This window comes from Mycobacterium sp. NPDC049093 (assembly GCF_040704635.1).
Taxonomy (GTDB): Bacteria; Actinomycetota; Actinomycetes; order Mycobacteriales; family Mycobacteriaceae; genus Mycobacterium.
The window spans coordinates 42,052-65,240 of record NZ_JBEZJS010000004.1 but is presented as its reverse complement, the minus strand read 5'-3'; the positions used below and the strand labels follow the sequence as shown (position 1 = coordinate 65,240).

The following is a 23,189-nucleotide window of genomic DNA, read 5'->3' as shown; positions in this document are numbered from 1 at the left end:
TACCGACCCACGTTCACTGGCCACCGCCAAGCCGAGTGCGCGCACCGTCGCGTTGGGCAGTGCGGTCGGCACCACGATCGAGTGGTACGACTTCTACCTGTACGCCACGGCTGCGGCCCTGGTCTTCAAACCGCTGTTCTTCCCGAATATTTCGTCGACGGCAGGCACACTGGCCGCGTTCGCGACCTATGCCGCGGGGTTCGGGGCCCGGCCCCTGGGCGCCCTGATATCAGGCCACTACGGCGATCGTCTGGGCCGCAAATCGGTTCTGGTAGCGGCACTCGTCGGCATGGGCCTCAGTACCTTCGCGATCGGACTCCTGCCGACCTACGCCCAGGTCGGGCTGATCGCACCCGTGCTGCTGGTATTCCTGCGGTTGCTCCAGGGTCTGGCGGTGGGTGCCGAATGGGGTGGTGCGGCATTACTTTCGGTGGAACACGCGCCGGCCGGTCGACGCGGTCTGTTCGGCAGCTTCACCCAATTGGGTTCGCCGGCGGGCATGTTGTTGTCGACGGCGGTCTTCTACCTCACCAGGACAATCACCGGGCCCGACACCTTCCTGGCCTATGGTTGGCGAATCCCCTTCCTGCTCAGTGCCGTTCTGGTCGTCGTCGGTCTGGTGATCCGGCTGAGGCTTACCGATGCCGAGGTGTTCACCCAGGTCCGGGATCGCGGCGAGGTGGCGCGGCTGCCGGTGCTGGAGGTATTGCGCACGCAGCCGCGCAATGTGTTGATCACCACGGCACTGCGGTTCTCGCAGATCGCCCTGTTTGTCCTGTTGACCACGTATTCATTGACGTACCTGCAGGATTCGTCGTCAGCGGGCAGTCAGGTCGGGTTGACAGCCGTCTTGATCGCGTCTGCCGTCGGCCTGATCAGCACGCCCGCGTGGGCCGTGCTGTCCGACCGGGTCGGTAGGCGTCCTCCGTATCTGTTCGGTGCGGTGGCCGGAGTATTGGCCCTGATCCTGTTCTTCGTCGCCGCCGGAACCGGATCGCACATCGCGATCGTGTTGTCGATCGTGTTCGGCGTCAACGTCGCCCATGACGCCATGTACGGTCCACAGGCCGCCTGGTTCGGGGAACTGTTCGACACACGGCTGCGCTACAGCGGTGCTTCGCTGGGTTATCAGATCGGTGCGGTGCTCTCGGGAGGCTTCGCACCGCTGATCGCCGCGGCCCTGCTGGTCGCCGGCGGCGGCAGCCCCTGGCTGATCGTGGGGTATTTCGCGGTGCTGACGGCGATCACCTTCACCGCCGCCTATTTCGCGCGGGAAACACATCTGGACGAGATCGGGGATGCATCATGACCAGGATCTACCTCAACGCCTTCGACATGGCCTGTGTCGGACACCAGTCCCCGGGGTTGTGGCGTCATCCCGAAGATCGGGGCTACCGGTACCGCGAACTCGGGTACTGGACGGAGCTGGCCCGCACGCTGGAGGCCGGTGGCTTCGACGCGCTGTTTCTCGCAGACGTGCTCGGCGTCTACGACGTCTACGGCGGTTCACGGGATGCGGCGGTGGCCGATGCCGCACAGGTTCCCGTCAACGACCCGACGCTGGCGGTTTCGGCCATGGCAGCGGTCACCGAAACCCTGGGATTCGGTGTCACGGCGTCGTTGACCTATGAGCAGCCCTACGCCTTGGCACGTCGTTTCTCCACCCTGGATCACCTGACGGGCGGTCGGGTGGCCTGGAACATCGTCACCTCCTATCTCGACAGTGCCGCACGCAATCTGGGACTGGACACCCAGATCCCACACGACGAGCGGTACGACATCGCCGAGGAGTACCTCGAGGTCTGCTACAAGCTGTGGGAGGCATCGTGGGAACCCGGCGCCGTCGTCCGTGACCGGGAACGGGGCGTGTTCACCGACCCAGCGAAAGTCCATGACATCGAGCACAAGGGTCGCTACTTCAGCGTCCCAGGGCCGTTCCTGTGCGAACCGTCTCCGCAGCGCACCCCTGTGCTGTTTCAGGCGGGTGCCTCGCCGCGAGGGGTCCGGTTCGCCGCGGCGCATGCCGAGGCGGTGTTCGTTTCCGGCCCGACGCCCGAGATTGTCGCCGAGCCGGTCAAGGCGCTGCGCGCCGCTGCAGCTGAGCACGGACGAGATCCCCGGTCCATCAAGGTTTTCACGATGCTGACCCCGATCGTCGCAGAGACCCATGAGGCGGCCGTGGCCAAGCTGGACGACTACCGGCAGTACGTCAGCGCGGACGGTGCGCTGGCGCTGTTCGGCGGCTGGACCGGGGTCGATCTGGCCGAGCTCGGTGCCGACGAACCGCTGAGATACGTGCAGACCGAGGCCAATCGTTCGGCGCTGGCATCGTTTACCACGCCGGACCGGAACTGGACGGCGGGGGAGTTGGCCGACGAGGTCGGTCTGGGCGGGCGTGGGCCGGTGGTGGTGGGCTCAGCGACGGAGGTCGCCGACGAACTCGAACGCTGGGCCGACGAGGCCGACGTCGACGGGTTCAACCTGGCCTATGTCACCACACCGGGCACCTTCGTCGACTTCGCCCGCCATGTCGTGCCCGAACTGCGTCGTCGCGGCAGGGTGCCCGACCACGGTGAGCGGGTGACACTCCGTGAGCATCTGGGAGGGGCCGGACCGTTGCTCTCGCCTGACCATCCCGGCGCCGCCCACCGGCCGCCGTACTGGGCCTGAGGCATTGACATGAACCACGGTTGAGGTCCGACACTGGTGGAATGAATCTGAAGGACCGACAGGACATCAGGGCCGTCATCGCCGCCACCACCGACCTGTGGGTAGCGCACGACATGGATGGCTGGGGCCGGTACTTCACCGAGGACGCCGACTTCGTCGCGCACAGCGGATTGTGGTGGACTTCGCGTCAAGACAATGTCGAAGGGCACCGCGATGTTCCGGAATCCGTTGTCCGGCAGAAGCACAACTACACGCAGCGGGTCGAGGCCATCGATGAGATCGCACCGGGGGTGGCGCTGGTGCACACCCGTTGGGACTGGCCCGACCACGTCCAGCCGGACGCGAAGGCGCAGGACCGCAGCGGCATCATCAGCTACGTCCTCGTCGAGAACGACGAACGCTGGCTGATCCGTTCCGCCCACAACACCCGGGTGAGTTAGCGATGGCCGTGCAACCGTTTCCCGCCGATTGGCAAACCGCGCTGGTGTTGGTGGCGCACCCGGACGATCCCGAGTACGGCGTCGGGGCTGCCGTCGCGAAGTGGACCGACGAGGGTAAGTCCGTGAAGTACGCGCTGGCCTCGCGTGGTGAGGTCGGCATCGCCGGTATGCCGCCCGAACAGGCCGGGCCGTTGCGGGAGGGGGAGCAGCGGCGGTCGGCGGCCATCGTCGGGGTTGATGACGTGTCGTTCTGGGACTTTCCGGACAGCAATATCCGCGACACCCCTGAACTGCGGGCGAAGATCGCCGAGACCATCGAGGCAGTGAGCCCCGACGTCGTCGTCACCCTCTACAGCGGGCCGAGCTGGGCGCCCGGCGCACCCAATCAGCGTGACCACATCGAATTCGCCCACGCCGTCGCGGCGGCGTACGACAGCCTGGCCGACCCGCCGGCCTGGCTCTTCGAGAACGGGCCGGACCCGTCGCACTGCGAGGTCGTCGACGACTATACCGATGTGGCAGTGAGTTCTCTTGCCGCCCATGAGGTTTACCTGTCGGTGCTCGACCCGCAGACTCCCGTCGTCGAGCAGGCCCGACAACAGGTCGAGATGTCGACGCCCGCCCTGCCGGGATTCGGCGGGCGCACCGTCGGCTTCATTCTGACGCGGCATCGCTGAACCGGGCAGGAGTCGGCCTACCATCGCAACTGTGCGTGCAGTGGTCTATTCCGAGGTGGGTGGGCGGCCCGTCGTGGTCGACATGGCCGACCCTGAATGTCCCGACGACGGGGTGGTCGTCGAGGTGGCGGCCACCGGCGTGTGCCGGTCCGACTGGCACGCCTGGCGGGGACACGATCCGGTGGCCTTGCCGATCATTCCCGGACACGAATTCGCCGGGACCGTCGTGGCGGTGGGCGCCGAGGTAGCGGGCTGGCAGATGGGCGATCGGGTGACCGCGCCGTTCGTCCTGGGTTGCGGTCACTGCGAGTTCTGCGTGTCCGGCAATGCCCAGGTATGCCCCGACCAGCTCCAGCCGGGGTTCACTCTGCCCGGCTCCTTCGCGCAGCGGGTCGCGGTCCCGCGGGCGCAAGCCAACCTTGTCCGTCTGCCCGACGCGGTCTCGTTCGTGGCGGCGGCCTCGCTGGGGTGCCGATTCGCGACCTCGTACCGAGCCCTGGTCACCCGCGGTGAGGTGCAGCCCGGGCAGTGGGTCGCGGTTCACGGGTGCGGCGGGGTAGGCCTGTCGGCGGTGATGATCGCGAAAGCGTTCGGCGCCAAGGTCGTTGCCGTGGACCGCAGCGCCGAGGCGCTCGACGTCGCGAGCCGTCTCGGAGCCGATGAGCTGATCAATGCCACCGAGATCCCCGACACCGCAGCGGACGTGGTGAAACGGACCGGCGGCGGTGCACACATCGGGGTCGACGCGATCGGGCATCCGGCGGTCGCGGCGGCCTCCGTGTCCTCGTTGCGGCGGCGCGGTCGGCACATCCAGGTCGGGCTCCTGCTGGGTGATGCGGCACAGACCGCGCTTCCGATGGACCGGGTGATCGCCCAGGAACTCGCGATCCTCGGGTCGCACGGCATGGCTGCCGTCGACTACCCGGCGATGCTGGGTCTCCTCGCGTCCGGCGCACTGCAACCGGAGTTGCTGGTTACCCGGCGTGTGGGACTCGAGCAGGCGGGCGCGGCGATGGCCGCCATGGACACGCCCACCGGGCCGGGGATGACGATCATCGAGCCGGCCTCGACGGGCTAGCTGTCGATCTGACCCCGGTTACGTTGGGCCACCGCCTGATAGCGGTCACCCAGACCGTCGAAATCCCGGGCCTGCGCGCCGGCGATCTCCTGCTCGGCGGCGAGTGCGGGACCGACGATCGGCCGGCTGCCGCGGGTGTAGATCTCTTTGAGACCGGCCATGGTCGGTCCCGGCACCTCGGCGATCTGACCGGCCAGTTCCAGTGCCCGCTCCAACAGCCGCTCGTGCGGAACCACCTCGGTGACCAGGCCGAGGTGTTCGGCGCGGGCGGCATCGATGACCTCCCCGGTCATCGACAGCCGGCGCGCCATTGCCGCACCCACCACGTGAGGCAGTCGTGCGGTCATCCCGCCGCCGGGCAGGATGCCGACCCGGGCGTGGGTGTCGGCGAACACCGCCCGCTCGGAGGCGATCAGGAAGTCGCAGCCCAGAACCATCTCCAGCCCGCCGGTGAACGTCGCTCCGTTGATCGCCCCGATGATCGGGGTGCGCAACTCGCCGGTCTTGGTGATGCAGTTGTGCGACCGGAACTTCTCGAAGTAGTCCATGCCGAGCGTCTGGGCCTCTTTGAGGTCGACGCCGGCGCAGAACGCCGGGTCGGTCCCGGTGAGCACGATCGTCCGTACGGCCGGGTCGGTATCGGCGTCGTCCAGGGCGCCGTACAGCTCCTCGATGAGCTCGCGTCCCAGCGCGTTCCGCGACTGGGGACGATTCAGAGTGAGGACCCGGATGGCGCCGTGGTCAGTGGTCAGGACCGTCGTCATGAGTCGAATGTAGCGACTGCTCGAGGCAGGAACTCACCGCAGGAAGGTCTCGGCATTGTTGGCCAGGTCCAGCAGCGGCTGCGGCAGGGCGCCGAGCGCGAAGGTGACGGCCGCGGTGACGGTGATGACGGCGGTGGTGAGTCCACTCGGAACCACGACTTCGGGTGCCTCCTCGGGCGGGTCGGTGAAGAACATCAGCACGATCACCCGCACGTAGAAATAGGCCGCCACGGCACTGGCGATGACGCCGATGATGACCAGCGGGATGGCCCCGCCTTCACCGGCGGCCTTGAACACCGCGAACTTGCTGACGAATCCGCTGGTCAGCGGAATTCCGGCGAACGCCAGCAGGAACAGCGAAAACACCACGCCGACAATGGGATATCGCCGGCCCAGGCCGGCCCACTGCGCCATCGAGGTCTCCTCCTCGTCGGCGGCGTTGCGAACCAGGCCGACGACCGCGAACGCGCCCAGTGTGCTGAATCCGTAGGTGAACAGGTAGAACAGCGTGGAGGACACTCCGGCGGGGTTGGCGGCGATCACGCCGGTGAGGATGAAACCCGAGTGGGCCACCGCCGAGTAGGCGAGCATGCGTTTCACGTCCGTCTGGGTGACGGCGGTGATGGTGCCGACCACCATGGTCAGGATCGCGATCGCCCACAGCACGGGCCGCCAGTCGTCGCGCAACTGCGGCAGCGCCACGTAGAAGATGCGCAGCATGGCGCCGAACGCAGCGATCTTGGTCCCCGCGGCCATGAACGCGGTGATCGCGGTCGGGGCGCCCTGGTACACGTCGGGAATCCACGAATGGAACGGAACGGCACCGACTTTGAACAACACCCCGACCAGCAAGAGGGCAACACCGATCAGTGCCAACGGAGTGTTGGGTGCCTTGGTGCCCACGGCCGTGGCGATTCCGGCCAGATCGAGGGTACCGGCGTAGCCGTACAGCATGGCCGCGCCGTACAGGAAGAAGGCCGACGAGAAGGCGCCCAGCAGAAAGTATTTCATCGACGCTTCCTGCGACAGCAACCGCCGGTGTCGGGCCAGCCCGCACAGCAGGTACAGCGGAAGCGAAAGGACTTCCAGCGCGATGAACATGGTCAGCAGATCATCGGCGGCCGGGAACAGGAGCATGCCGCCGATGGCGAACATGGTCAACGGGAAGACCTCGGTCTGCATCACCCCGGCCTTGGTGGCCATCTTCTCGGCCACGCTTCCCGGCACCGCGGAGGCCTGAGGCGTGAAGCCGTCCAGACCGGCGACGCCGTCTTGCGTGGCAGTTCTGGGCTGCCGTTCGGCGATCAGCAGGATCCCCAGTGCGCCGACGACGGCGATGGTGCCCTGCAGGAACAGTGCGGGTGCATCGAGGACCACCGAGCCCAGCACCGCGGGTCGGCCGGGGGTGCCGTGAAGGTCCCGGGCCACCAGGACGACGGCCACGACGGCGGCGAGCAATCCGCCCAGTGCAAGGACCACCTGTACCCGGTAGCGGGCCGATCGGGACAGGAAAGCCTCGACCAGCACACCGGCCACCCCCACCCCGAACACGATCAGCATGGGGGAGAGCAGGCCGTATTCGATGCTCGGCGTCACCATGATCAGCGGACCCCCTCTGCGATCTTGGGCAACATCTGCGGCGGCGGATCGTTCTGTCCGATGGTGGTCAACGTGTGCTGGACGGCCGGATTGATCACGTCCAGAGCGGGTTTGGGATAGATGCCCAACACCAGCAGCAGCGCGATCAGGGGGACCACCACGGCGAGCTCGCGAGGAACCAGGTCCCGAATCCGGTGTGCGTCGCCCGAGAGCCCTTCGGGGACCGGACCGGTCATCATCCGTTGGTACATCCACAGGATGTACACGGCGGACAGCACCAGGGCGGTGGCGGCGAACACCGCGACCACCGGGTAGCGAGTGAATGTGCCGATGAGAACCAGGAATTCACTGATGAACGGCGCCAGGCCCGGCAAGGACAACGTGGCCAGGCCCGCCACCAGGAACGTTCCGGCAAGGACCGGTGCCACCTTCTGCACGCCGCCGTAGGAATCGATCAACCGGGAGCCACGGCGCGAGACCAGGAATCCGGCGATCAGGAACAGTGCGGCCGTGGAGATCCCATGGTTGATCATGTAGAGGGCCGACCCGGCCTGACCCTGACTGGTCATCACGAAGATGCCGAGGATGATGAAACCGAAATGCGAGATCGAGGTGTAGGCGATCAACCGCATCACATCGGTCTGGCCGATCGCCAGGACGGCGCCGTAGACGATGCCGATCACCGCGAGAGTGATGACCAGGGGCCGGAAATACGTTGACGCATCGGGGAACAGCGGTAGGCAGTAGCGCAGCATGCCGAACGTGCCGACCTTGTCCATGATGGCCATCATCAGCACCGCGCTGGCCGGGGTGGCCTGAACCGCGGCATCGGGCAGCCAGCGGTGGAACGGCCACAACGGTGCCTTGACCGCGAATGCGAACACGAAACCCAGGAACAGGAAGTTCGCCACCGCGGGGTTGATCACGAGCTCGCCGGACGAGACCGCGGCGACGATCGCGCGGAAGTCGAACGTGCCCGAATCGAAGGCATCGCTGCCCGCGGTGACCACGTAGAGCCCGATCACCGCGGCCAGCATGACCAGGCCGCCGAACAGGTTGTACAGCAGGAACTTCACTGCTGCTTTGGAAGCTTGAGCTCGGTTTCCTCCGAACCCACCGATCAGGAAATACATCGGGATCAGCATGGCTTCGAAGAACACGTAGAACAGCAGGATGTCCAGCGCCACCAGGGACATGAACACCATGCCCTCGACGGCCAGCGTCAGTGCCAGGTAGGCCTGCACGCCCCGGCCGCCCAGCCCGGTCTGGTGGGTGGCGTCATTCCAGCCGGCGACGATGAGCAGCGGCAGCAGCACCGCGGTCAGGACCACCAGGGCCAGGGCGATTCCGTCGACCCCGAGGATGTAGCCGGTGCCGAATGACGGGATCCAGCGGTGTGATTCGACGAACTGATACTGCTCACCGGTGGGATCGAAGCCGACGGCGAGCACGGCGGCCAGACCGAGCGCGGCCAGCGAGACCACCAGCGCGAGCCATTTGGCCAGTGCCCGCTGCGCTGCGGGCAGCAGCATCACCACGGCGGCTCCCACCGTCGGGGTAACCCACAACGCCGTCAGCCACGGAAATGCGCTCACCACAGTCGCACCGCCAGGATCGTCGCCACCACCAGGGCCGCTCCGCCCAGCATGGAGAGCGCATAGGAGCGGGCGAAGCCGGTCTGCAACTGGCGCAACCCATCCGATGTTCGGCTGACCAGCGCGGCCAGGCCGCCCGCGGTGCCGTCGACCACCTTGTCATCGACGGTCACCAGGGCTGCGGTCAACGTCTGGCCACCTCGCATGAACACCGCCTCGTTGAATGCGTCGCCGTACAGGTCGCGCCGAGCCGCCACCGTCAGCGCCGAGCCGTCGGGCACCTCGGCCGGAACCGGTCGCTGTGCATACATCCGGTAGGACACCGCGATGCCGACTGCGACGACCACAAGCACCACCACGGTGACCACCCACGCGGGGATCGCGTGGTGCGGCTCGTGAGCGCCGACCACCGGCTCCAGCCAGTGCGACAGCGTGCCGCCGATCGCCAGCGCGCCGCCGGAGACCACCGAGCCGACCGCGAGCAGGATCATCGGCCAGGTCATCACGGCAGGGGCCTCGTGTGGGTGAACCCCGTCGTCCCAACGCTTTTCACCGAAGAACGTCATCAGCATCACCCGGGTCATGTAGAACGCGGTGATCCCGGCACCCAGGATGGCCGCGCCACCGAGGATCACGCCGCGGACGCCGCCGGCGCCCAGCGCCGCCTCGATGATGCTGTCTTTGGAGAAGAAGCCGGCCAGCGGCGGGACTCCGATGATGGCCAGGTAGCCGAGTCCGAACGTGGCGAACGTGATCGGCAGGACCTTGCGCAGCCCGCCGTAGCGACGCATGTTGACCTCGTCGTCCATCGCGTGCATCACCGACCCCGCCCCGAGGAACAGACCCGCCTTGAAGAATCCGTGCGTGAGCAGGTGCATGATCGCGAACGCGTACCCGGCGGGCCCGAGTCCGGCGGCCAGCACCATGTAGCCGATCTGGCTCATGGTCGACGCGGCCAGCGCCTTCTTGATGTCGTCCTTGGCGCAGCCGATGATCGCGCCGAACAGCAGCGTGACCGCGCCGACGATGACTACGCCGGTCTGAGCCCCCGGCGCCAGGTCGAAGATCGGGCCCGACCGCACGATGAGGTAGACGCCGGCGGTCACCATCGTCGCAGCGTGGATCAGCGCCGACACCGGGGTCGGGCCCTCCATCGCGTCGCCGAGCCACGACTGCAGCGGCACCTGGGCAGATTTGCCGCACGCACCCAACAACAGGAGTAGGCCGATCGCGGTCAGGGTGGCTTCGCCCATTGCCGGTGCGGCGCTGAAAACCCCGGCGAACGAGATGGACCCCACGGCGGCGAACATGATCATCAGCGCGATCGCCAGTCCCATGTCGCCGACTCGGTTGACGACGAATGCCTTCTTGGCTGCGGCGGCCGCCGAGGGTTTGTGCGACCAGAAGCCGATGAGCAGATATGAGGCCAGGCCCACGCCTTCCCACCCGGCATACAGGCCCAGGTAGTTGTCCGCGAGTACGAGCAGCAGCATCGCCGCGAGGAACAGGTTGAGGTAGGCGAAAAACCTTCTCCGGTCGGGATCCTCAGCCATGTAACCGATCGAATAGATGTGGATCAGCGAGCCCACACCGGTGATCAGCAGCACGAAGCACACCGACAACTGGTCCAGCTGCAGCCCGAAATCCACCTGCAGTCCGGCCACCGGCACCCAGGAGAACAGGGACTCCGCGACTGCCCGGCCCTCGCCGGAGCGGCCCAGCATCTGGGTGAACTGCACCGCTCCGACGGCGAAGGCGCTCAGCGCGGTCGCGCAACCCAGCAGATGCCCCCACCGGTCGGACCGTCGGCCGCTCAACAGCAGCACCGCTGCTCCGGCGGCGGGGAGTGCGATCAGAAGCCACACAGGTAGTGTCATGTCGCCCTTAGTGCTTCAGCAGGCTGGCGTCGTCGACCGAGGCCGAATGGCGGGTACGGAAGATGGTCATGATGATGGCCAGGCCGATCACCACCTCGCAGGCGGCCACCACCATGGTGAAGAACGCCACCACCTGACCATCGAGATGACCGTGCATGCGGGAGAACGCCACGAACGCGAGATTGGCGGCGTTGAGCATGAGCTCGACGCACATGAACATCACGATGGCGTTGCGCCGCAACAGCACTCCCGAAGCGCCGATGGTGAACAGCAGCGCCGACAGGTAGAGATAGTTGTCCGGATTCATCGCATCACCCCTCCCCGTTGGCCGAGTTACTGATCGAGCGCTGCGGCAGGATGGCGCTGACCGACAACGCCGCGTCGGAGCCATCTGGCAGCCGGGCCGGTACGTCGACGGCGTTATGCCGTGCATACACACCGGGATTGGGCAACGGCGTCGGATGGCCGCCGCCCTGGAACCTTTCGACAGCCAGTTCACGCTGGGTTTTGCGGCGCTCGAAGCGCTCCCGGTGGGCCAGCACCATCGCGCCGAGTGCGGCGGTGATGAGCAGCGTGCTGGTCAGCTCGAATGCCCACAGGTACCGCGTGAAGATCAGGGCCGCCAATCCTTCCACGTTGCCACCGCTGTTGGCCTGGGCCAGCCCGGTGAACCCGCTGACAGACACGCTGCCGATCCCGGCGATCAACAGGATGCCGAACCCGGTGCCCGCCGCGAGTGCCGCAATACGTTGGCCGCGTATCGTTTCGGCGAATGATTCGGCCAGGTCCACACCGATGAGCATCAGCACGAACAGGAACAGCATCATCACCGCGCCGGTGTAGACCACCACCTGCACCACGCCGAGGAACAAAGCGTCCTGGGCGATGTAGAGCACCGCCAGCGCGATCATGGTGCAGGCCAGAAATACCGCGGAGTACACCGCTTTCGGTGCGGCGACCACGCCGATGGCGCCGAGCACCGCGACCGTCCCGAGGATCCAGAACAGCACGGCTTCCGTTGTCGACGTCCGCACAGAATGTTCAGCGGCGAGCATCAGGACGTCGGGGTTCACCGAGCGTCCTGGGAAAGCGGGGTGATCCGGCCGAGGTAGTAGTCGTCGTCGGTACTGCCCGGCGCCATGTCATGGGGTGGCGCCTGCATCCCGGGTTGCATCGGGGCCAGCAGCTTGTCCTTGCCCCAGATCAGATCGGCCCGGTTGTCGTCGGCCATCTCGTATTGGTTGGTCATCGTCAACGCCCGGGTCGGGCAGGCCTCGATGCACAATCCGCACCCGATGCAGCGCAGATAGTTGATCTGATACACCCGGCCGTAGCGTTCGCCCGGCGAGAAGCGTTCGTCGGCAGTGTTTTCGGCGCCTTCGACGAAGATGGCGTCTGCTGGGCAGGCCCAGGCACATAATTCGCAGCCGATGCACTTCTCCAGGCCGTCGGCGTAGCGGTTGAGTTGATGACGGCCGTGATAGCGCGGCGCGACCGGTCCCGGCTTCTCCGGATACCCTTCGGTGATCGGCTTTTTGAACATCGATCCGAAGGTGACCGCGAATCCGGCCAGGGCATCGAGGAACTTGGGCTTCTTAGGCATCGATGGCCTCCTTTCCAGCATTCGGCAGCGGAGGTACCGGATAGGCACCGGCGCTCTGCTGCGGTATCGGCTGAACAGTTTTGCCCCGCAGTGCTTTCCACAGTGCGGCGGCCAGGACCGCCACCACCACGACCGCGGTGGTCACCAGGCCGGTGGCCCAGTTGTGGTAACCATGCTCACGCAGGCTGTGGGTGACGGCGACGACCATGATCCAGACCAGCGAGACCGGGATGAGCACCTTCCAGCCCAATGCCATGAACTGGTCGTAGCGCAACCGGGGCAGGGTGGCCCGAAGCCAGAAGTACAAGAACATGAAGGTCCACACCTTGGCGGTGAACCACAGCAGCGGCCACCAACCACTGTTGGCGCCGTCGATCAGGTTGAACGGGAACGGCGCGTGCCAGCCGCCGAGGAACATCGTGGTGGCCAGGGCCGACACGGTGGTCATGTTCACGTACTCGGCGAGCATGAACATGGCGAACTTCAACGACGAGTACTCGGTGTGGAACCCGCCGACCAGTTCGCCCTCGGCCTCGGGCAGATCGAAAGGCGCCCGGTTGGTTTCACCTACCATCGACGTCACGTACACCACGAACGAGGGCAGCAGCAGGAACACATACCAGGTGCGGTCCTGGGCCGCCACGATGCCCGAGGTGGACATGGTGCCCGCGTAGAGGAACACCGCGGCGAACGACAGGGCCATCGCGACCTCGTAGGAGATCACCTGGGCACTGGAACGCAGACCGCCCAGCAGGGGATACGTGGACCCCGACGCCCAGCCGGCCAACACGATGCCGTACACCCCGATCGAGGTGACAGCCAGGATGTAGAGCACCGCCACGGGCAGATCGGTCAACTGCAGCGCCGTGCGGTGACCGAACACCGAAACCTCGCCACCCATCGGGATCACCGCGAAGGCCAAGAACGCCGGGATCACCGAGATTATCGGGGCCAGGAGGTAGATGGGCTTGTCGATACCCGCCGGAGTGAGGCCCTCTTTGAGAGCGAGTTTCACGCCGTCGGCCAGCGACTGCAGCAGGCCCCAGGGGCCGACGCGGTTGGGGCCTGGCCGCATCTGCATGCGGCCCAGCACCTTCCGTTCGATGAGGATCGCCGCCAGCACGGTCAGCAGCAGGAAGACGAACACCCCGAGTGCCTTGGCCAGGATCAGCCACCACGGGTCGTGACCGAACAGGGTGGGGTCGGGGTAGGTCATGAGGCGGCCTGCCCGATCGAGACCAGGGCACCCGCGGTCACTCCGAGTTGACGATGGATCGCCGATCCCGGGGAATTGGTGGGCAGCCACACCACCTGGTCGGGCATCTCGGTGACCGACAGCGGCAAGGTGACCGATCCGCGTTCGGTGCTCACGGTCACCGGATCTCCCGCTGCCACACCGAGTTCAGTGGCCGTGCCGGGAGAGAGCCGCACCACCGGGCTGACAGCGGTGCCAGCCAGATAGGGTTCACCGTCCTGCAGGCGTCCGGCGTCGAGCAGCAGACGCCAGCTGGCCAGCACCGCCTGGCCGGGTCCGGGGGCCCGACGTGGCTCGGGTGTCGCTGACGGCTGTGCGGCGCGGGGTCCGGTCCAGGTGCCGAGCCGGGCCAGCTCGTCGTCCGCGGCGTCGGGGCCGGTCAGCCCGAGGTCGACGCCGATCTCGTCGGCGAGGTAGTGCAGCACCCGCAGGTCGGGAATCGCGTTCGTCTGCAATGCCGGCTTGAACGGGCGAATCCGGCCTTCCCAGTTGAGGTATGCGCCGCCCTTCTCCACCACCGGCGCGACGGGGAACACCACATCGGCCAGTTCGGTGACCTCGCTCTCGCGCAGTTCGAGACTCACCACGAACGGGGTGGCGCGCAGTGCCTCCAGCGCGATGGCCGGATCGGGCAGATCGGTGACCTCGACGCCGCCGACCAGAAGTGCGGCGAGTTCTCCGTCGGCCGCCGCGGCCAGGATGGCGTTCGTGTCGCGCCCGGAGTGACCGGGCAGGTCGGCGGTGTTCCACACCGTGGCCGTCTGGGCCCGTGCGTCGGCGTCGGTGACGGGGCGGCCGCCGGGCAGCAGGTTCGGCAGGGCACCCGCCTCCACGGCGCCGCGCTCTCCGGCCCGGCGGGGGACCCACGCCAGCCGGGCTCCGGTCGCCATGGCCAGGCGCTGCGCGGCCGACAGTGCACCGGGTGAGGTGGCCAGTCGCTCACCGACCAGGATCACCGCGCCGGGGCCTCGCAGCCGCTCATCGGTCTCCAGTGCGGCCAGTGCATCCGCCTCGGCCCCGGGGACCGTGGGGATCAGCGTGCCCGCCATCTTGGTGAGCCCCCGGCTGGTGAACGGTGCCACCGAGAGCACCTGCTGGCCGTGCTTGCGGGCGGCCTTGCGCAGTCGCAGGAAGACGATCGGTGATTCCTCTTCGGGCTCCAACCCGACCAGCAGCACGGTCGGTGCCTTTTCCAGTTCGGCATAACGCAATGTCATCGGTTGTCCGGCGATGCGGGCGGCCAGGAAATCGGCCTCCTCGCCGGAGTGCGGCCGGGCGCGGAAGTCGATGTCATTGGTGCCCAGCACCATTCGGGCGAACTTCGAGTAGGCATAGGCGTCCTGTACGGTGCACCGCCCGCCCACCAGCACACCGGTGCTCGACGCGGCGGCCAGCAGGCCCGCGCCGGCCACGGTCAGCGCTTCTGACCACGATGCCGGGCGCAACGCGCCGTCCTCCCGGATCAACGGCGTGGTGATCCGATCTCCGATCGTGGCATAGGTGAAGGCCCACCGGCCCTTGTCGCAGTTCCACTCCTCGTTGACCTCGGGATCGTCGCCGGCCAGGCGCCGCATGACTTTTCCGCGGCGGTGATCGGTGCGCTGGGCGCATCCCGAGGCGCAGTGCTCGCAGACGCTGGGGCTGGACACCAGGTCGAAGGGTCGGGCCCGGAAGCGGTAGGCCGTCCCGGTCAGTGCGCCCACCGGGCAGATCTGCACGGTATTGCCGGAGAAGTAGGACTGGAACGGCTCGCCCGGGGCGATGCCCACCTGTTGCAGCGCACCGCGTTCCAACAGTTCGATGAACGGGTCGCCGGCGATCTGTGCGGAGAACCGGGTGCAGCGGGCGCACAGCACGCACCGTTCGCGATCCAGGAGCACCTGCGCGGAGATACTGATCGGCTTCGGAAAGGTCCGCTTGACGTCCTCGAACCGGGTTTCCGGGCGGCCGTTGGACATTGCCTGGTTCTGCAGGGGGCATTCGCCGCCCTTGTCGCAGATCGGGCAGTCCAGCGGGTGGTTGATCAACAGCAGTTCCATCACACCGCGCTGGGCCTTGTCGGCCGCTTCGGAGCTGAACTGGGTGTGCACCACCATGTCCGGGCTGACCGCAGTGGTACACGAGGCCATCGGCTTGCGCTGGCCCTCGACCTCGACGAGGCACTGCCGGCAGGCCCCCACCGGATCGAGCAGCGGGTGATCGCAGAACCGCGGGATCTGGACGCCCATCAGTTCGGCGGCGCGGATCACCAACGTGCCCTTGGGGACACTGATCTGTTCACCGTCGATGGTGAGCGACACCATCTCCACCGGCGGGGTGTCCTTGGTCGGCTCGGCCAGCGTCATGCACGGCCTCCTCTGCTCGCGGTGAGAAACATTCAGGCACCCGCCCCTTCGGTCGCCATCAGCGTCGAGGCGTGCGGATCGAACGGACAGCCCCCGTCCAGATGCGCCTCGTACTCGTCACGGAAGTACTTGATCGAGGATATGATCGGGCTTGCCGCACCATCACCCAACGCGCAGAACGACTTTCCGAAGATGCCGTCGGCGATGTCGAGCAGCTTGTCGATATCGGCCCGAGTGCCCGCACCGGTTTCCAGCCGGGCGTAGATCTGGGCCAGCCAGTAGGTGCCTTCGCGGCACGGCGTGCACTTACCGCAGGACTCGTGCGCGTAGAACTGTGTCCAGCGTCGTACCGCCCGGACCACACAGGTGGTCTCGTCGAAGATCTGCAGCGCCTTGGTGCCCAGCATGGATCCGACCGAGGCCATGCCCTCGTAATCGAGGGGCACATCGATGTGTTCGGTCGTCAGCAGCGGTGTCGACGAGCCGCCCGGAGTCCAGAATTTCAGGGTGTGCCCATCACGGACGCCGCCGGCGTAGTCGAGCAGTTCGCGCAGGGTGATGCCCAGCGGCGCCTCGTACTGGCCGGGCCGGTTGACGTGGCCCGACAGCGAATACAGCGTGAAGCCAGGGGATTTCTCCGATCCCATCGACCGGAACCAATCCACGCCGTTGACCAGGATCGGAGGAACGCTGGCGATGGACTCGACATTGTTGACGACGGTGGGGCATGCGTAGAGACCGGCGACCGCGGGAAACGGTGGGCGTAGTCGTGGTTGGCCGCGGCGGCCTTCCAGGGAGTCCAGCAGGGCGGTTTCCTCGCCGCAGATGTAGGCACCGGCGCCGGCGTGCACGGTCAGTTCCAGGTCGAATCCGGAGCCGAGGATGTCGGTGCCCAGATATCCCGCCGCATACGCCTCGGCTACTGCGGCCTGCAACCGGCGCAACACCGGCACCACCTCGCCGCGGACATAGATGAACGCGTGACGGGCCCGGATCGCGTATGCCGCGATGATGATGCCCTCGATCAGGAAGTGCGGCGTGGTCAGCAGGAGCGGAATATCTTTGCACGTACCGGGTTCCGATTCGTCGGCGTTGACGACGAGGTAGTGCGGTTTGGCCCCGGCGCCGTCATCGCCCTGCGGGATGAACGACCACTTGGTTCCGGTCGGGAATCCCGCGCCGCCACGCCCGCGCAGCCCGGAATCCTTGACCAGTGCAATCACATCGTCCGGCCCCATGGCCAGGGCGCGCTGCAGCCCGCGGTAACCGTCATGGCGGAGGTAGGTGTCCAGCGTCCATGGTTCTGGTTCATCCCAGTATCGGCTCAGCACCGGGGTCAGCGCAGTCACGAGATCGAACCTCCCGCTTCGGGAGTGGCCATGTCGCGTTTCCGGGCTTCGCGCAGGCCGGCCAGCGTTGCTGTGCCGGGGGCGGCTCCCGGGGTGTTCGGGTTGGTCAGACCGGCCAGGGTGCGGGCGGTTTCCCGGAAGGTGCACAGTGGTGCACCGCGGGTCGGGGCCGGCGGGGTCCCGCCGCGCAGGCCGTCGACGAGATCCCGCGCCGACGACGGGGTCTGGTTGTCGTAGAACTCCCAGTTGACCATCACCACCGGCGCGTAATCGCACGCAGCATTGCACTCTATGTGTTCGAGCGTGACCCGGCGATCGGCCGTCGTGTCCCCGGCATGGATGCCGAGATGATCTTGCAGCGCATCGAGGATCGCGTCGCCGCCCATGATCGCGCACAGCGTGTTGGTGCACACCCCGACGAGGTAGTCGCCCGTCGGGGTGCGCCGGTACATCGAGTAGAACGTGGCCACCGCGGCCACCTCGGCATCGGTCAGGCCCAACAGCGTGGCACAGAAACCGATTCCAGCTGGAGTCAGGCAACCATCCTCGGCCTGCACCAGATGCAGCAATGACAACAGAGCGGAGCGGGCTTCGGGATATCGGGCGATGATCTGCTCGGCGTCGGCGGTGAGCCGCGCCGTCACCTCATCCGGATATGCCGCGGGCCCGTTGATCGGCGGGCCCGCTTCATCGGGGCGCTGCCCCAGTTCAAGAAAGACGTCGCTCATCCGTGCTGTCTCCTCTTCGCGCAAGCGCTCATCGGTCCACACCGCCCATGACCGGATCAATCGACGCCACCGCGGCGATCGCATCGGCGACCATCCCGCCCTCGCACATCGCCGCCACCGCTTGCAGATTCGTGAACGAGGGGTCGCGGTAGTGCACCCGGTACGGCCGGGTGCCACCGTCGGACACCATGTGCACTCCGAGCTCGCCGCGCGGGGACTCGACCGCGACATAGACCTGCCCGGCCGGTACCCGGATACCCTCGGTGACGAGCTTGAAGTGATGGATCAGCCCCTCCATCGAGTGGCCCATGATCTTGGCGATGTGCTCGGGGGAGTTGCCCAGTCCGTCCGGGCCGACCTTGAGATCGGCGGGCCAGGCCAGTTTCTTGTCGTCGATCATCACGGGACCGTCGCCCATCTTCTCGAGCCGGTCCACACACTGTTCGACGATCTTGAGCGACTCCCGCATCTCCTTGACCCGGATGATGTACCGGCCGTAGGAATCACAGCGGTCATCGGTGATGACGTCGAATTCGTAGTTCTCGTATCCGCAGTACGGCTGCGCGCGGCGCAGATCGTGGGGAAGCCCGGTGGAGCGCAACACCGGACCGGTGATCCCCAGTGCGATGCACCCGGTCAGGTCGAGGTAGCCGACGCCGACGGTGCGGGCCTTCCAGATGTAGTTCTCGTTGAGCAGATCCTCCAGGTCCTGCAAGCGGTTCGGTAACAGGTCGAGCAACGCCCTGACCTCACCGAGCGCGCCGTCGGGCAGATCGGCAGCCAGCCCGCCCGGACGGATGTAGGCATGGTTCATCCGCAGCCCGGTGATCGACTCGAACACGCGCAGAATCTCTTCGCGTTCCCGGAACCCGTAGAACATCGCGCTCATCGCGCCGAGTTCCATACCGCCGGTGGCCAGGGCCACCAGATGCGATGTGATCCGGTTGAGTTCCATCAGCATCACCCGGATCACGCTGGCGCGCTCGGGGATAGCGTCGGTGACGCCGAGCAGCTTCTCCACGCCCAGGCAGTACGCGGTCTCGTTGAAGAACGGCGAGAGGTAGTCCATCCGGGTGACGAAGGTGACGCCCTGCGTCCAGTTGCGGTATTCCAGGTTCTTCTCGATGCCGGTATGCAGATAGCCGATGCCGCAACGGGCTTCGGTGATGATCTCGCCCTCGATCTCCAGGATCAGCCGCAGCACACCGTGGGTCGACGGATGCTGGGGACCCATGTTCACCACGATGCGTTCACCGGCATGCTCACGGGCCGCCGCCACGACGTCGTCCCAGTCCTGACCGCCGACCACCACGACGGGGGATTCGGTACTCATCAGTTGTAGGACCTCCGCTGATCGGGCGGCGGGATCTGCGCGCCGTGGTATTCGACCGGAATTCCGCCCAGCGGATAGTCCTTGCGCTGAGGGTGGCCGACCCAGTCGTCGGGCATCTCGATGCGGGTCAGGGCCGGGTGACCGTCGAACACGATGCCGAAGAAGTCGTAGGTCTCGCGTTCGTGCCAGTCGGTGGTCGGATAGATGGTGAACAGCGACGGCACGTGCGGATCGGCATCGGGCGCTGCGACTTCCAACCGAATCCGGCGGTTGTGGGTGATCGACATCAGCGGGTAGACGGCGTGTAGCTCACGGTCGGTGTCGTCGGGGTAGTGCACGCCGCTCACGCCCAGGCACAGCTCGAACCGCAATTGGGGATCGTCGCGCAGCACACTGGCCACCGCGGGCAGCTGGACCCGGCTGACCTCCAGGGTGAGCTCATCACGATGCACCACCACGCGTTCGATCGACACCGCATAGCGTTCCTCACCGAGGATCTCGGCGAGCCGGTCCACGACCTCGTCGAAGTACTGGCCGTAGGGCCGCGGGGAGCTGCCGGGTAGTTCCACCGATCGCACGAGCCGGCCGTAGCCTGACGTGTCGCCCGTGCCCGAGGCGCCGAACATGCCTCGACGCGTCCCTATCACCTCGGGTGTGTCGCCTGGGCCGCTACCGTTGGCTGTGCTCACCGCAACAGTCCCTTGAGCTCGATGGTCGGTGTGACGGCCAACGCTGCCTTCTCGGCCTCTCGGATGGCCTCCTCGCGGTTGACGCCGAGCGGCATCTGCTGAATCTTGTCGTGCAACTTGAGGATTGCGTGCAGGAGCATCTCCGGCCGCGGAGGGCAGCCGGGCAGGTAGATATCCACCGGCACCACGTGATCGACGCCCTGTACCACCGCGTAGTTGTTGAACATGCCGCCGGAGGAAGCGCAAACCCCCATGGCCAGCACCCATTTCGGCTCGGCCATCTGGTCGTAGATCTGGCGCAGTACGGGTGCCATCTTCTGGCTGACCCGGCCCGCCACGATCATCAGGTCGGCCTGCCGCGGTGTCGCCGAGAACCGCTCCATCCCGAACCGGGCGATGTCGAAACGCGGCCCGGCTGTGGACATCATCTCGATTGCGCAGCAGGCCAGACCGAAGGTGGCCGGCCACAACGACCCCTTACGTACGTAACCCGCGACGGCCTCCACCGTCGACAGCAGGATTCCACCGGGCAGACGCTCCTCTAATCCCAATTCAGGCCTCCTCGCCGCCAGACATAGGCGTAAGCCACGAACACCGTGAGCATGAACAGCAACATCTCCACCAGTGCAAACAGCCCGAGACTGTCGAAGGCCACGGCCCACGGGTAGAGGAAGACGATCTCGATGTCGAACACGATGAACAACATCGCCGTGAGGTAGTACCGGATCGGCATGCGCTGCCCGGTCACCCCTGCGGCCCCGGGTTGCATCGGTTCGATACCGCATTCGTAGGCCTCAAGTTTGGATCGGTTGTAGCGGCGCGGACCGATCACGAGCGCGATTCCCACGGAAACCACGGCGAACGCGGCCGCGATCGCTCCGAGAACCAGGATGGGCGTGTATAAATTCATGCCACTTATCGCTCCCTCGGGTGGGCTGTCGATGTGAGCTAACCCACAGCCTAGCGAGGTTTGCGGCCTGTGCCACACATTTTGGTTAGTATCGTTTCATATCGGGGCAGCGTGTCGCTGCGGCCGCAGCCATGCCGCGAAAGTCAACGGCAACAGGGCAATTCGCGGAAAAGTTACCGGACCGGAGCGCGCAGCAACGACACCACCGCATCGCCCAACCGAATCGGATCGATCGGGTGAGGGACGGCCGCTTCGGCCTGTGACCAGCTAGCCAGCCAGGCGTCGTCGGGTCGTCCGGTCAACACCAGGACCGGTGGGCAATCTGAGACCTCGTCCTTGAGCTGTTTGGCCACTCCCATGCCGCCGGCCGGCGTGGCCTCCCCGTCGAGGATGGCCAGGTCGATGCCGCCGGCGTCCATCTGGGCGACCACCATCGGTGCGGTGGCAATCTCGACGTATTCCAGTTCGGGCAGTTCGGGGTGCACGCGTTTGCCCAGTGCGAGTCGTACCTGTTCGCGGATGCGCGGGTTGTCGCTGTACACCAGGATGCGCAGCGGCGCGGGGCCGGCCATGCTGCCGATGCTACTGCGCGCGGTGCCGTAGGCCGGTCAACTCAGCGAATTCTGTTGCAGGGCATCAAACTCGGGTGAACACGAGTTCACCCGACAGGTTTGTCGTCGGACCCACCATCCCGAGCATGTCGCCCGACACGCCGAAGTCGTCTCGTTGGACCTCGCACTGACCTGACAACCGCAGCGCGCCGTCGTCGAGCGCCTGCACATCGACGGGCAATTCGATGGGCTTCGACACTCCGCGGACGGTCAGGACCGCCGTCAGCCGCACCCGGTCGTCGGATGGCTCCAAACCTGTCACCTGCACCGTGATCTCCGGATGACCCTCGACATCGAAGAAATCTGCAGACCGCAGATGGTTGTCCCGCTTCCCGATGCCGGTGCGCACAGACGCCGCTTCGATCACCACCTGGCCGTTCACCCCGGCACCGGCGGTGCCCTCACCATGGAATTCGGTGAACTGCCCGGTGACGGTGGCCAGGCCCCACATCGTCTTGTTCCTGAATGTCACCTTGGAGCGGTCCGGGACGAGGATCCAGTTTCCTGCGCTGACGGTGAGGATGTCGCTGGTCGTAGCCATGAGACCTCCATTTTCGCTCGGATCGGGTAAGCGGCTCGGGTCAGGCGAACAAGGGTGCGATGTCCTTCGGATCGAAGTATTCATCGATGCGGTCGATGAGACCGTCGGTACCCACTTTGATCACGATGCACACCCGCAATGCGATCAACGTCCCGTCAGGCGCGGCGGCGTGCAAGACGTGCTGCTGGACGAATCCGCCGTCGAAGAACTGTCGATCGAGCACCTCGTAGCGCCGCTCGCTGGTCGCGTTGATGAACCAGTCGATGACCTTCAATGCGCGGATGCGGTCGTTGTCCTTGGCGTCACCGGCGTGCCATACCGCCACATCGTCGGCCCACAGCTGGGCCACTGCGGCCTTGTCGCCGCGCTCGATCGCATCGAACAAGCGGTGCGCGACGCCGTCGACGACTTCGACTTCGGTAGGGGACATCATCGGCTCCTCGGGTAGGGCTTGACCTCAACAGTCATTCAGGTTTCAGACTCGAATCATGAACTCCACGCCCGCACATTCGCTGTTCGACGAAGCCTACGAGTCCGGCACCGCGCCATGGGTCATCGGCGAGCCGCAACCGGCCATCGTCGAGTTGGAACGCACCGGCCGCCTGGGCGGCAAGGTGCTGGACGCCGGTTGCGGAGCCGGTGAACACACCATGCTGCTGACCCGCCTGGGGTACGACGTGCTGGGCATCGACTTCTCCGAACATGCCGTCGCCCAGGCCCGCGAGAACGCCGCGCGGCGGGGAATCGACGCCCACTTCGCGGTGGCCGACGCGACCCGCCTCGGAGAGTCGCCGGGCCCGCGTTACGACACCATCGTCGACAGCGCGCTGTTCCATGTCTTCGACGATGCCGACCGGCCCGGGTATGTGGCCGCCCTGCACCGGGTGTGCCGACCGGGTGCGAGGGTGCACGTATTGGCGCTGTCCGACGCGGGCCGTGGTTTCGGACCCCAGGTCAGCGAGGAGACCATTCGCCAGGCTTTCTCCGAAGGCTGGGAAATGGAGTCGCTGGAGACCACGACATACCGCGGTGTAGTGGGTTCGGCGCATGCCGAGGCGATCGGCGAGCTCGTCGGGGCCCGGGTCGACGAGCCGGCGTGGCTGGTCCGGGTCCGCAGACTCTGAC

At 66.4% G+C, this 23,189-nt stretch carries 24 protein-coding genes; 6 read left to right on the top strand and 18 right to left on the bottom strand.

The genetic code is table 11. The features are described from left to right. Nucleotides 1-16 precede the first annotated feature (16 nt). The 5 genes from AB0876_RS15840 to AB0876_RS15820 are packed head-to-tail and all read left to right on the top strand — an operon-like array spanning nt 17 to nt 4,865. Nucleotides 17-1,309: an MFS transporter gene (locus AB0876_RS15840; RefSeq protein WP_526042754.1), complete on the top strand. Its 1,293-nt coding sequence runs from the start codon at nt 17-19 to the stop codon at nt 1,307-1,309. Next, nucleotides 1,306-2,670 carry an LLM class flavin-dependent oxidoreductase gene (locus AB0876_RS15835; protein WP_491838322.1) on the top strand — a complete coding sequence of 455 codons (1,365 nt, stop codon included), beginning with the start codon at nt 1,306-1,308 and terminating at the stop codon, nt 2,668-2,670. The genes AB0876_RS15840 and AB0876_RS15835 overlap by 4 nt, the downstream gene beginning before the upstream one ends. A gap of 41 nt (nt 2,671-2,711) precedes the next feature. Continuing rightward, complete coding sequence (locus AB0876_RS15830) at nt 2,712-3,110, top strand: YybH family protein (protein ID WP_491838323.1); 399 nt, start codon at nt 2,712-2,714, stop codon at nt 3,108-3,110. 2 nt (nt 3,111-3,112) lie between these two features. Then, a complete protein-coding gene (locus AB0876_RS15825; RefSeq protein ID WP_491838324.1) occupies nt 3,113-3,787 on the top strand; it encodes a PIG-L deacetylase family protein in 675 nt (224 codons plus the stop codon). Nucleotides 3,788-3,818: 31 nt separating this feature from the next. Further along, on the top strand, nt 3,819-4,865 hold the full coding sequence (locus tag AB0876_RS15820; RefSeq protein ID WP_491838325.1) for a zinc-dependent alcohol dehydrogenase family protein: 1,047 nt from the start codon (nt 3,819-3,821) through the stop codon (nt 4,863-4,865). Here AB0876_RS15820 and AB0876_RS15815 read toward each other — a convergent pair. The 18 genes from AB0876_RS15815 to AB0876_RS15730 all read right to left on the bottom strand — a co-directional run bounded on the left by AB0876_RS15815 (nt 4,862) and on the right by AB0876_RS15730 (nt 22,494). Beyond that, on the bottom strand, nt 4,862-5,629 hold the full coding sequence (locus AB0876_RS15815; protein ID WP_491838326.1) for an enoyl-CoA hydratase: 768 nt from the start codon (nt 5,627-5,629) through the stop codon (nt 4,862-4,864). The genes AB0876_RS15820 and AB0876_RS15815 overlap by 4 nt on opposite strands. A 33-nt stretch (nt 5,630-5,662) precedes the next feature. After that, nucleotides 5,663-7,228 (bottom strand): NADH-quinone oxidoreductase subunit NuoN, encoded by a 1,566-nt coding sequence (gene nuoN, locus AB0876_RS15810; RefSeq protein WP_526042382.1) that lies wholly within the window; start codon nt 7,226-7,228, stop codon nt 5,663-5,665. Between the two features lie 2 nt (nt 7,229-7,230). Continuing rightward, nucleotides 7,231-8,826 carry an NADH-quinone oxidoreductase subunit M gene (locus AB0876_RS15805; protein WP_526042381.1) on the bottom strand — a complete coding sequence of 532 codons (1,596 nt, stop codon included), beginning with the start codon at nt 8,824-8,826 and terminating at the stop codon, nt 7,231-7,233. Beyond that, nucleotides 8,820-10,700, bottom strand: coding sequence for an NADH-quinone oxidoreductase subunit L (gene nuoL, locus AB0876_RS15800; RefSeq protein ID WP_526042380.1), 1,881 nt, complete (start codon nt 10,698-10,700; stop codon nt 8,820-8,822). Before nuoL ends, AB0876_RS15805 begins: the two co-directional genes overlap by 7 nt. A 7-nt stretch (nt 10,701-10,707) precedes the next feature. After that, nucleotides 10,708-11,007, bottom strand: coding sequence for an NADH-quinone oxidoreductase subunit NuoK (gene nuoK, locus AB0876_RS15795; protein WP_064878910.1), 300 nt, complete (start codon nt 11,005-11,007; stop codon nt 10,708-10,710). 4 nt (nt 11,008-11,011) lie between these two features. Continuing rightward, nucleotides 11,012-11,755, bottom strand: coding sequence for an NADH-quinone oxidoreductase subunit J (locus AB0876_RS15790; RefSeq protein WP_418022648.1), 744 nt, complete (start codon nt 11,753-11,755; stop codon nt 11,012-11,014). A gap of 14 nt (nt 11,756-11,769) precedes the next feature. Continuing rightward, on the bottom strand, nt 11,770-12,303 hold the full coding sequence (nuoI, locus tag AB0876_RS15785; RefSeq protein WP_526042379.1) for an NADH-quinone oxidoreductase subunit NuoI: 534 nt from the start codon (nt 12,301-12,303) through the stop codon (nt 11,770-11,772). Further along, complete coding sequence (nuoH, locus tag AB0876_RS15780; RefSeq protein WP_418020110.1) at nt 12,296-13,519, bottom strand: NADH-quinone oxidoreductase subunit NuoH; 1,224 nt, start codon at nt 13,517-13,519, stop codon at nt 12,296-12,298. The genes nuoI and nuoH overlap by 8 nt, the downstream gene beginning before the upstream one ends. Then, on the bottom strand, nt 13,516-15,903 hold the full coding sequence (locus AB0876_RS15775; RefSeq protein WP_526042378.1) for an NADH-quinone oxidoreductase subunit G: 2,388 nt from the start codon (nt 15,901-15,903) through the stop codon (nt 13,516-13,518). The genes nuoH and AB0876_RS15775 overlap by 4 nt, the downstream gene beginning before the upstream one ends. 32 nt (nt 15,904-15,935) lie before the next feature. Then, nucleotides 15,936-17,252: an NADH-quinone oxidoreductase subunit NuoF gene (gene nuoF, locus AB0876_RS15770; protein ID WP_526042377.1), complete on the bottom strand. Its 1,317-nt coding sequence runs from the start codon at nt 17,250-17,252 to the stop codon at nt 15,936-15,938. Beyond that, nucleotides 17,249-17,980, bottom strand: a complete 732-nt coding sequence (gene nuoE / locus AB0876_RS15765) for an NADH-quinone oxidoreductase subunit NuoE (RefSeq protein ID WP_491838332.1) — start codon at nt 17,978-17,980, stop codon at nt 17,249-17,251. Before nuoE ends, nuoF begins: the two co-directional genes overlap by 4 nt. A gap of 28 nt (nt 17,981-18,008) precedes the next feature. After that, nucleotides 18,009-19,313, bottom strand: a complete 1,305-nt coding sequence (gene nuoD, locus AB0876_RS15760; RefSeq protein ID WP_491838333.1) for an NADH dehydrogenase (quinone) subunit D — start codon at nt 19,311-19,313, stop codon at nt 18,009-18,011. Next, on the bottom strand, nt 19,313-20,002 hold the full coding sequence (locus AB0876_RS15755) for an NADH-quinone oxidoreductase subunit C (protein WP_491838334.1): 690 nt from the start codon (nt 20,000-20,002) through the stop codon (nt 19,313-19,315). Before AB0876_RS15755 ends, nuoD begins: the two co-directional genes overlap by 1 nt. Further along, on the bottom strand, nt 19,999-20,553 hold the full coding sequence (locus AB0876_RS15750; RefSeq protein WP_029106617.1) for a NuoB/complex I 20 kDa subunit family protein: 555 nt from the start codon (nt 20,551-20,553) through the stop codon (nt 19,999-20,001). The genes AB0876_RS15755 and AB0876_RS15750 overlap by 4 nt, the downstream gene beginning before the upstream one ends. Next, on the bottom strand, nt 20,544-20,912 hold the full coding sequence (locus AB0876_RS15745; protein WP_003881436.1) for an NADH-quinone oxidoreductase subunit A: 369 nt from the start codon (nt 20,910-20,912) through the stop codon (nt 20,544-20,546). Before AB0876_RS15745 ends, AB0876_RS15750 begins: the two co-directional genes overlap by 10 nt. Nucleotides 20,913-21,085: 173 nt before the next feature. Beyond that, nucleotides 21,086-21,484, bottom strand: coding sequence for an Rv3143 family two-component system response regulator (locus tag AB0876_RS15740; protein ID WP_491838335.1), 399 nt, complete (start codon nt 21,482-21,484; stop codon nt 21,086-21,088). A 64-nt stretch (nt 21,485-21,548) separates the two neighbouring features. Then, complete coding sequence (locus AB0876_RS15735) at nt 21,549-22,064, bottom strand: YceI family protein (protein WP_491838336.1); 516 nt, start codon at nt 22,062-22,064, stop codon at nt 21,549-21,551. Nucleotides 22,065-22,104: 40 nt separating this feature from the next. Continuing rightward, on the bottom strand, nt 22,105-22,494 hold the full coding sequence (locus AB0876_RS15730; RefSeq protein ID WP_491838337.1) for a nuclear transport factor 2 family protein: 390 nt from the start codon (nt 22,492-22,494) through the stop codon (nt 22,105-22,107). Between the two features lie 58 nt (nt 22,495-22,552). Here AB0876_RS15730 and AB0876_RS15725 point away from each other — a divergent pair, with 58 nt between their 5' ends. Beyond that, nucleotides 22,553-23,188, top strand: a complete 636-nt coding sequence (locus tag AB0876_RS15725) for a class I SAM-dependent methyltransferase (RefSeq protein ID WP_491838338.1) — start codon at nt 22,553-22,555, stop codon at nt 23,186-23,188. Nucleotide 23,189 lies beyond the last annotated feature (1 nt).

What these genes read in the sequence shown, in the direction of transcription:
- nuoI (WP_526042379.1), bottom strand. Translation starts at nt 12,303, where the DNA reads ATGCCTAAGAAGCCCAAGTTCCTCGATGCCCTGGCCGGATTCGCGGTC.
- AB0876_RS15790 (WP_418022648.1), bottom strand. Translation starts at nt 11,755, where the DNA reads ATGCTCGCCGCTGAACATTCTGTGCGGACGTCGACAACGGAAGCCGTG.
- nuoE (WP_491838332.1), bottom strand. Translation starts at nt 17,980, where the DNA reads ATGAGCGACGTCTTTCTTGAACTGGGGCAGCGCCCCGATGAAGCGGGC.
- AB0876_RS15775 (WP_526042378.1), bottom strand. Translation starts at nt 15,903, where the DNA reads ATGACGCTGGCCGAGCCGACCAAGGACACCCCGCCGGTGGAGATGGTG.
- nuoK (WP_064878910.1), bottom strand. Translation starts at nt 11,007, where the DNA reads ATGAATCCGGACAACTATCTCTACCTGTCGGCGCTGCTGTTCACCATC.
- nuoN (WP_526042382.1), bottom strand. Translation starts at nt 7,228, where the DNA reads ATGGTGACGCCGAGCATCGAATACGGCCTGCTCTCCCCCATGCTGATC.
- AB0876_RS15835 (WP_491838322.1), top strand. Translation starts at nt 1,306, where the DNA reads ATGACCAGGATCTACCTCAACGCCTTCGACATGGCCTGTGTCGGACAC.
- AB0876_RS15730 (WP_491838337.1), bottom strand. Translation starts at nt 22,494, where the DNA reads ATGTCCCCTACCGAAGTCGAAGTCGTCGACGGCGTCGCGCACCGCTTG.
- AB0876_RS15735 (WP_491838336.1), bottom strand. Translation starts at nt 22,064, where the DNA reads ATGGCTACGACCAGCGACATCCTCACCGTCAGCGCAGGAAACTGGATC.
- nuoD (WP_491838333.1), bottom strand. Translation starts at nt 19,313, where the DNA reads ATGAGTACCGAATCCCCCGTCGTGGTGGTCGGCGGTCAGGACTGGGAC.
- AB0876_RS15745 (WP_003881436.1), bottom strand. Translation starts at nt 20,912, where the DNA reads ATGAATTTATACACGCCCATCCTGGTTCTCGGAGCGATCGCGGCCGCG.
- AB0876_RS15825 (WP_491838324.1), top strand. Translation starts at nt 3,113, where the DNA reads ATGGCCGTGCAACCGTTTCCCGCCGATTGGCAAACCGCGCTGGTGTTG.
- AB0876_RS15815 (WP_491838326.1), bottom strand. Translation starts at nt 5,629, where the DNA reads ATGACGACGGTCCTGACCACTGACCACGGCGCCATCCGGGTCCTCACT.
- AB0876_RS15725 (WP_491838338.1), top strand. Translation starts at nt 22,553, where the DNA reads ATGAACTCCACGCCCGCACATTCGCTGTTCGACGAAGCCTACGAGTCC.
- nuoL (WP_526042380.1), bottom strand. Translation starts at nt 10,700, where the DNA reads ATGACACTACCTGTGTGGCTTCTGATCGCACTCCCCGCCGCCGGAGCA.
- AB0876_RS15830 (WP_491838323.1), top strand. Translation starts at nt 2,712, where the DNA reads ATGAATCTGAAGGACCGACAGGACATCAGGGCCGTCATCGCCGCCACC.
- nuoH (WP_418020110.1), bottom strand. Translation starts at nt 13,519, where the DNA reads ATGACCTACCCCGACCCCACCCTGTTCGGTCACGACCCGTGGTGGCTG.
- AB0876_RS15740 (WP_491838335.1), bottom strand. Translation starts at nt 21,484, where the DNA reads ATGGCCGGCCCCGCGCCGCTGCGCATCCTGGTGTACAGCGACAACCCG.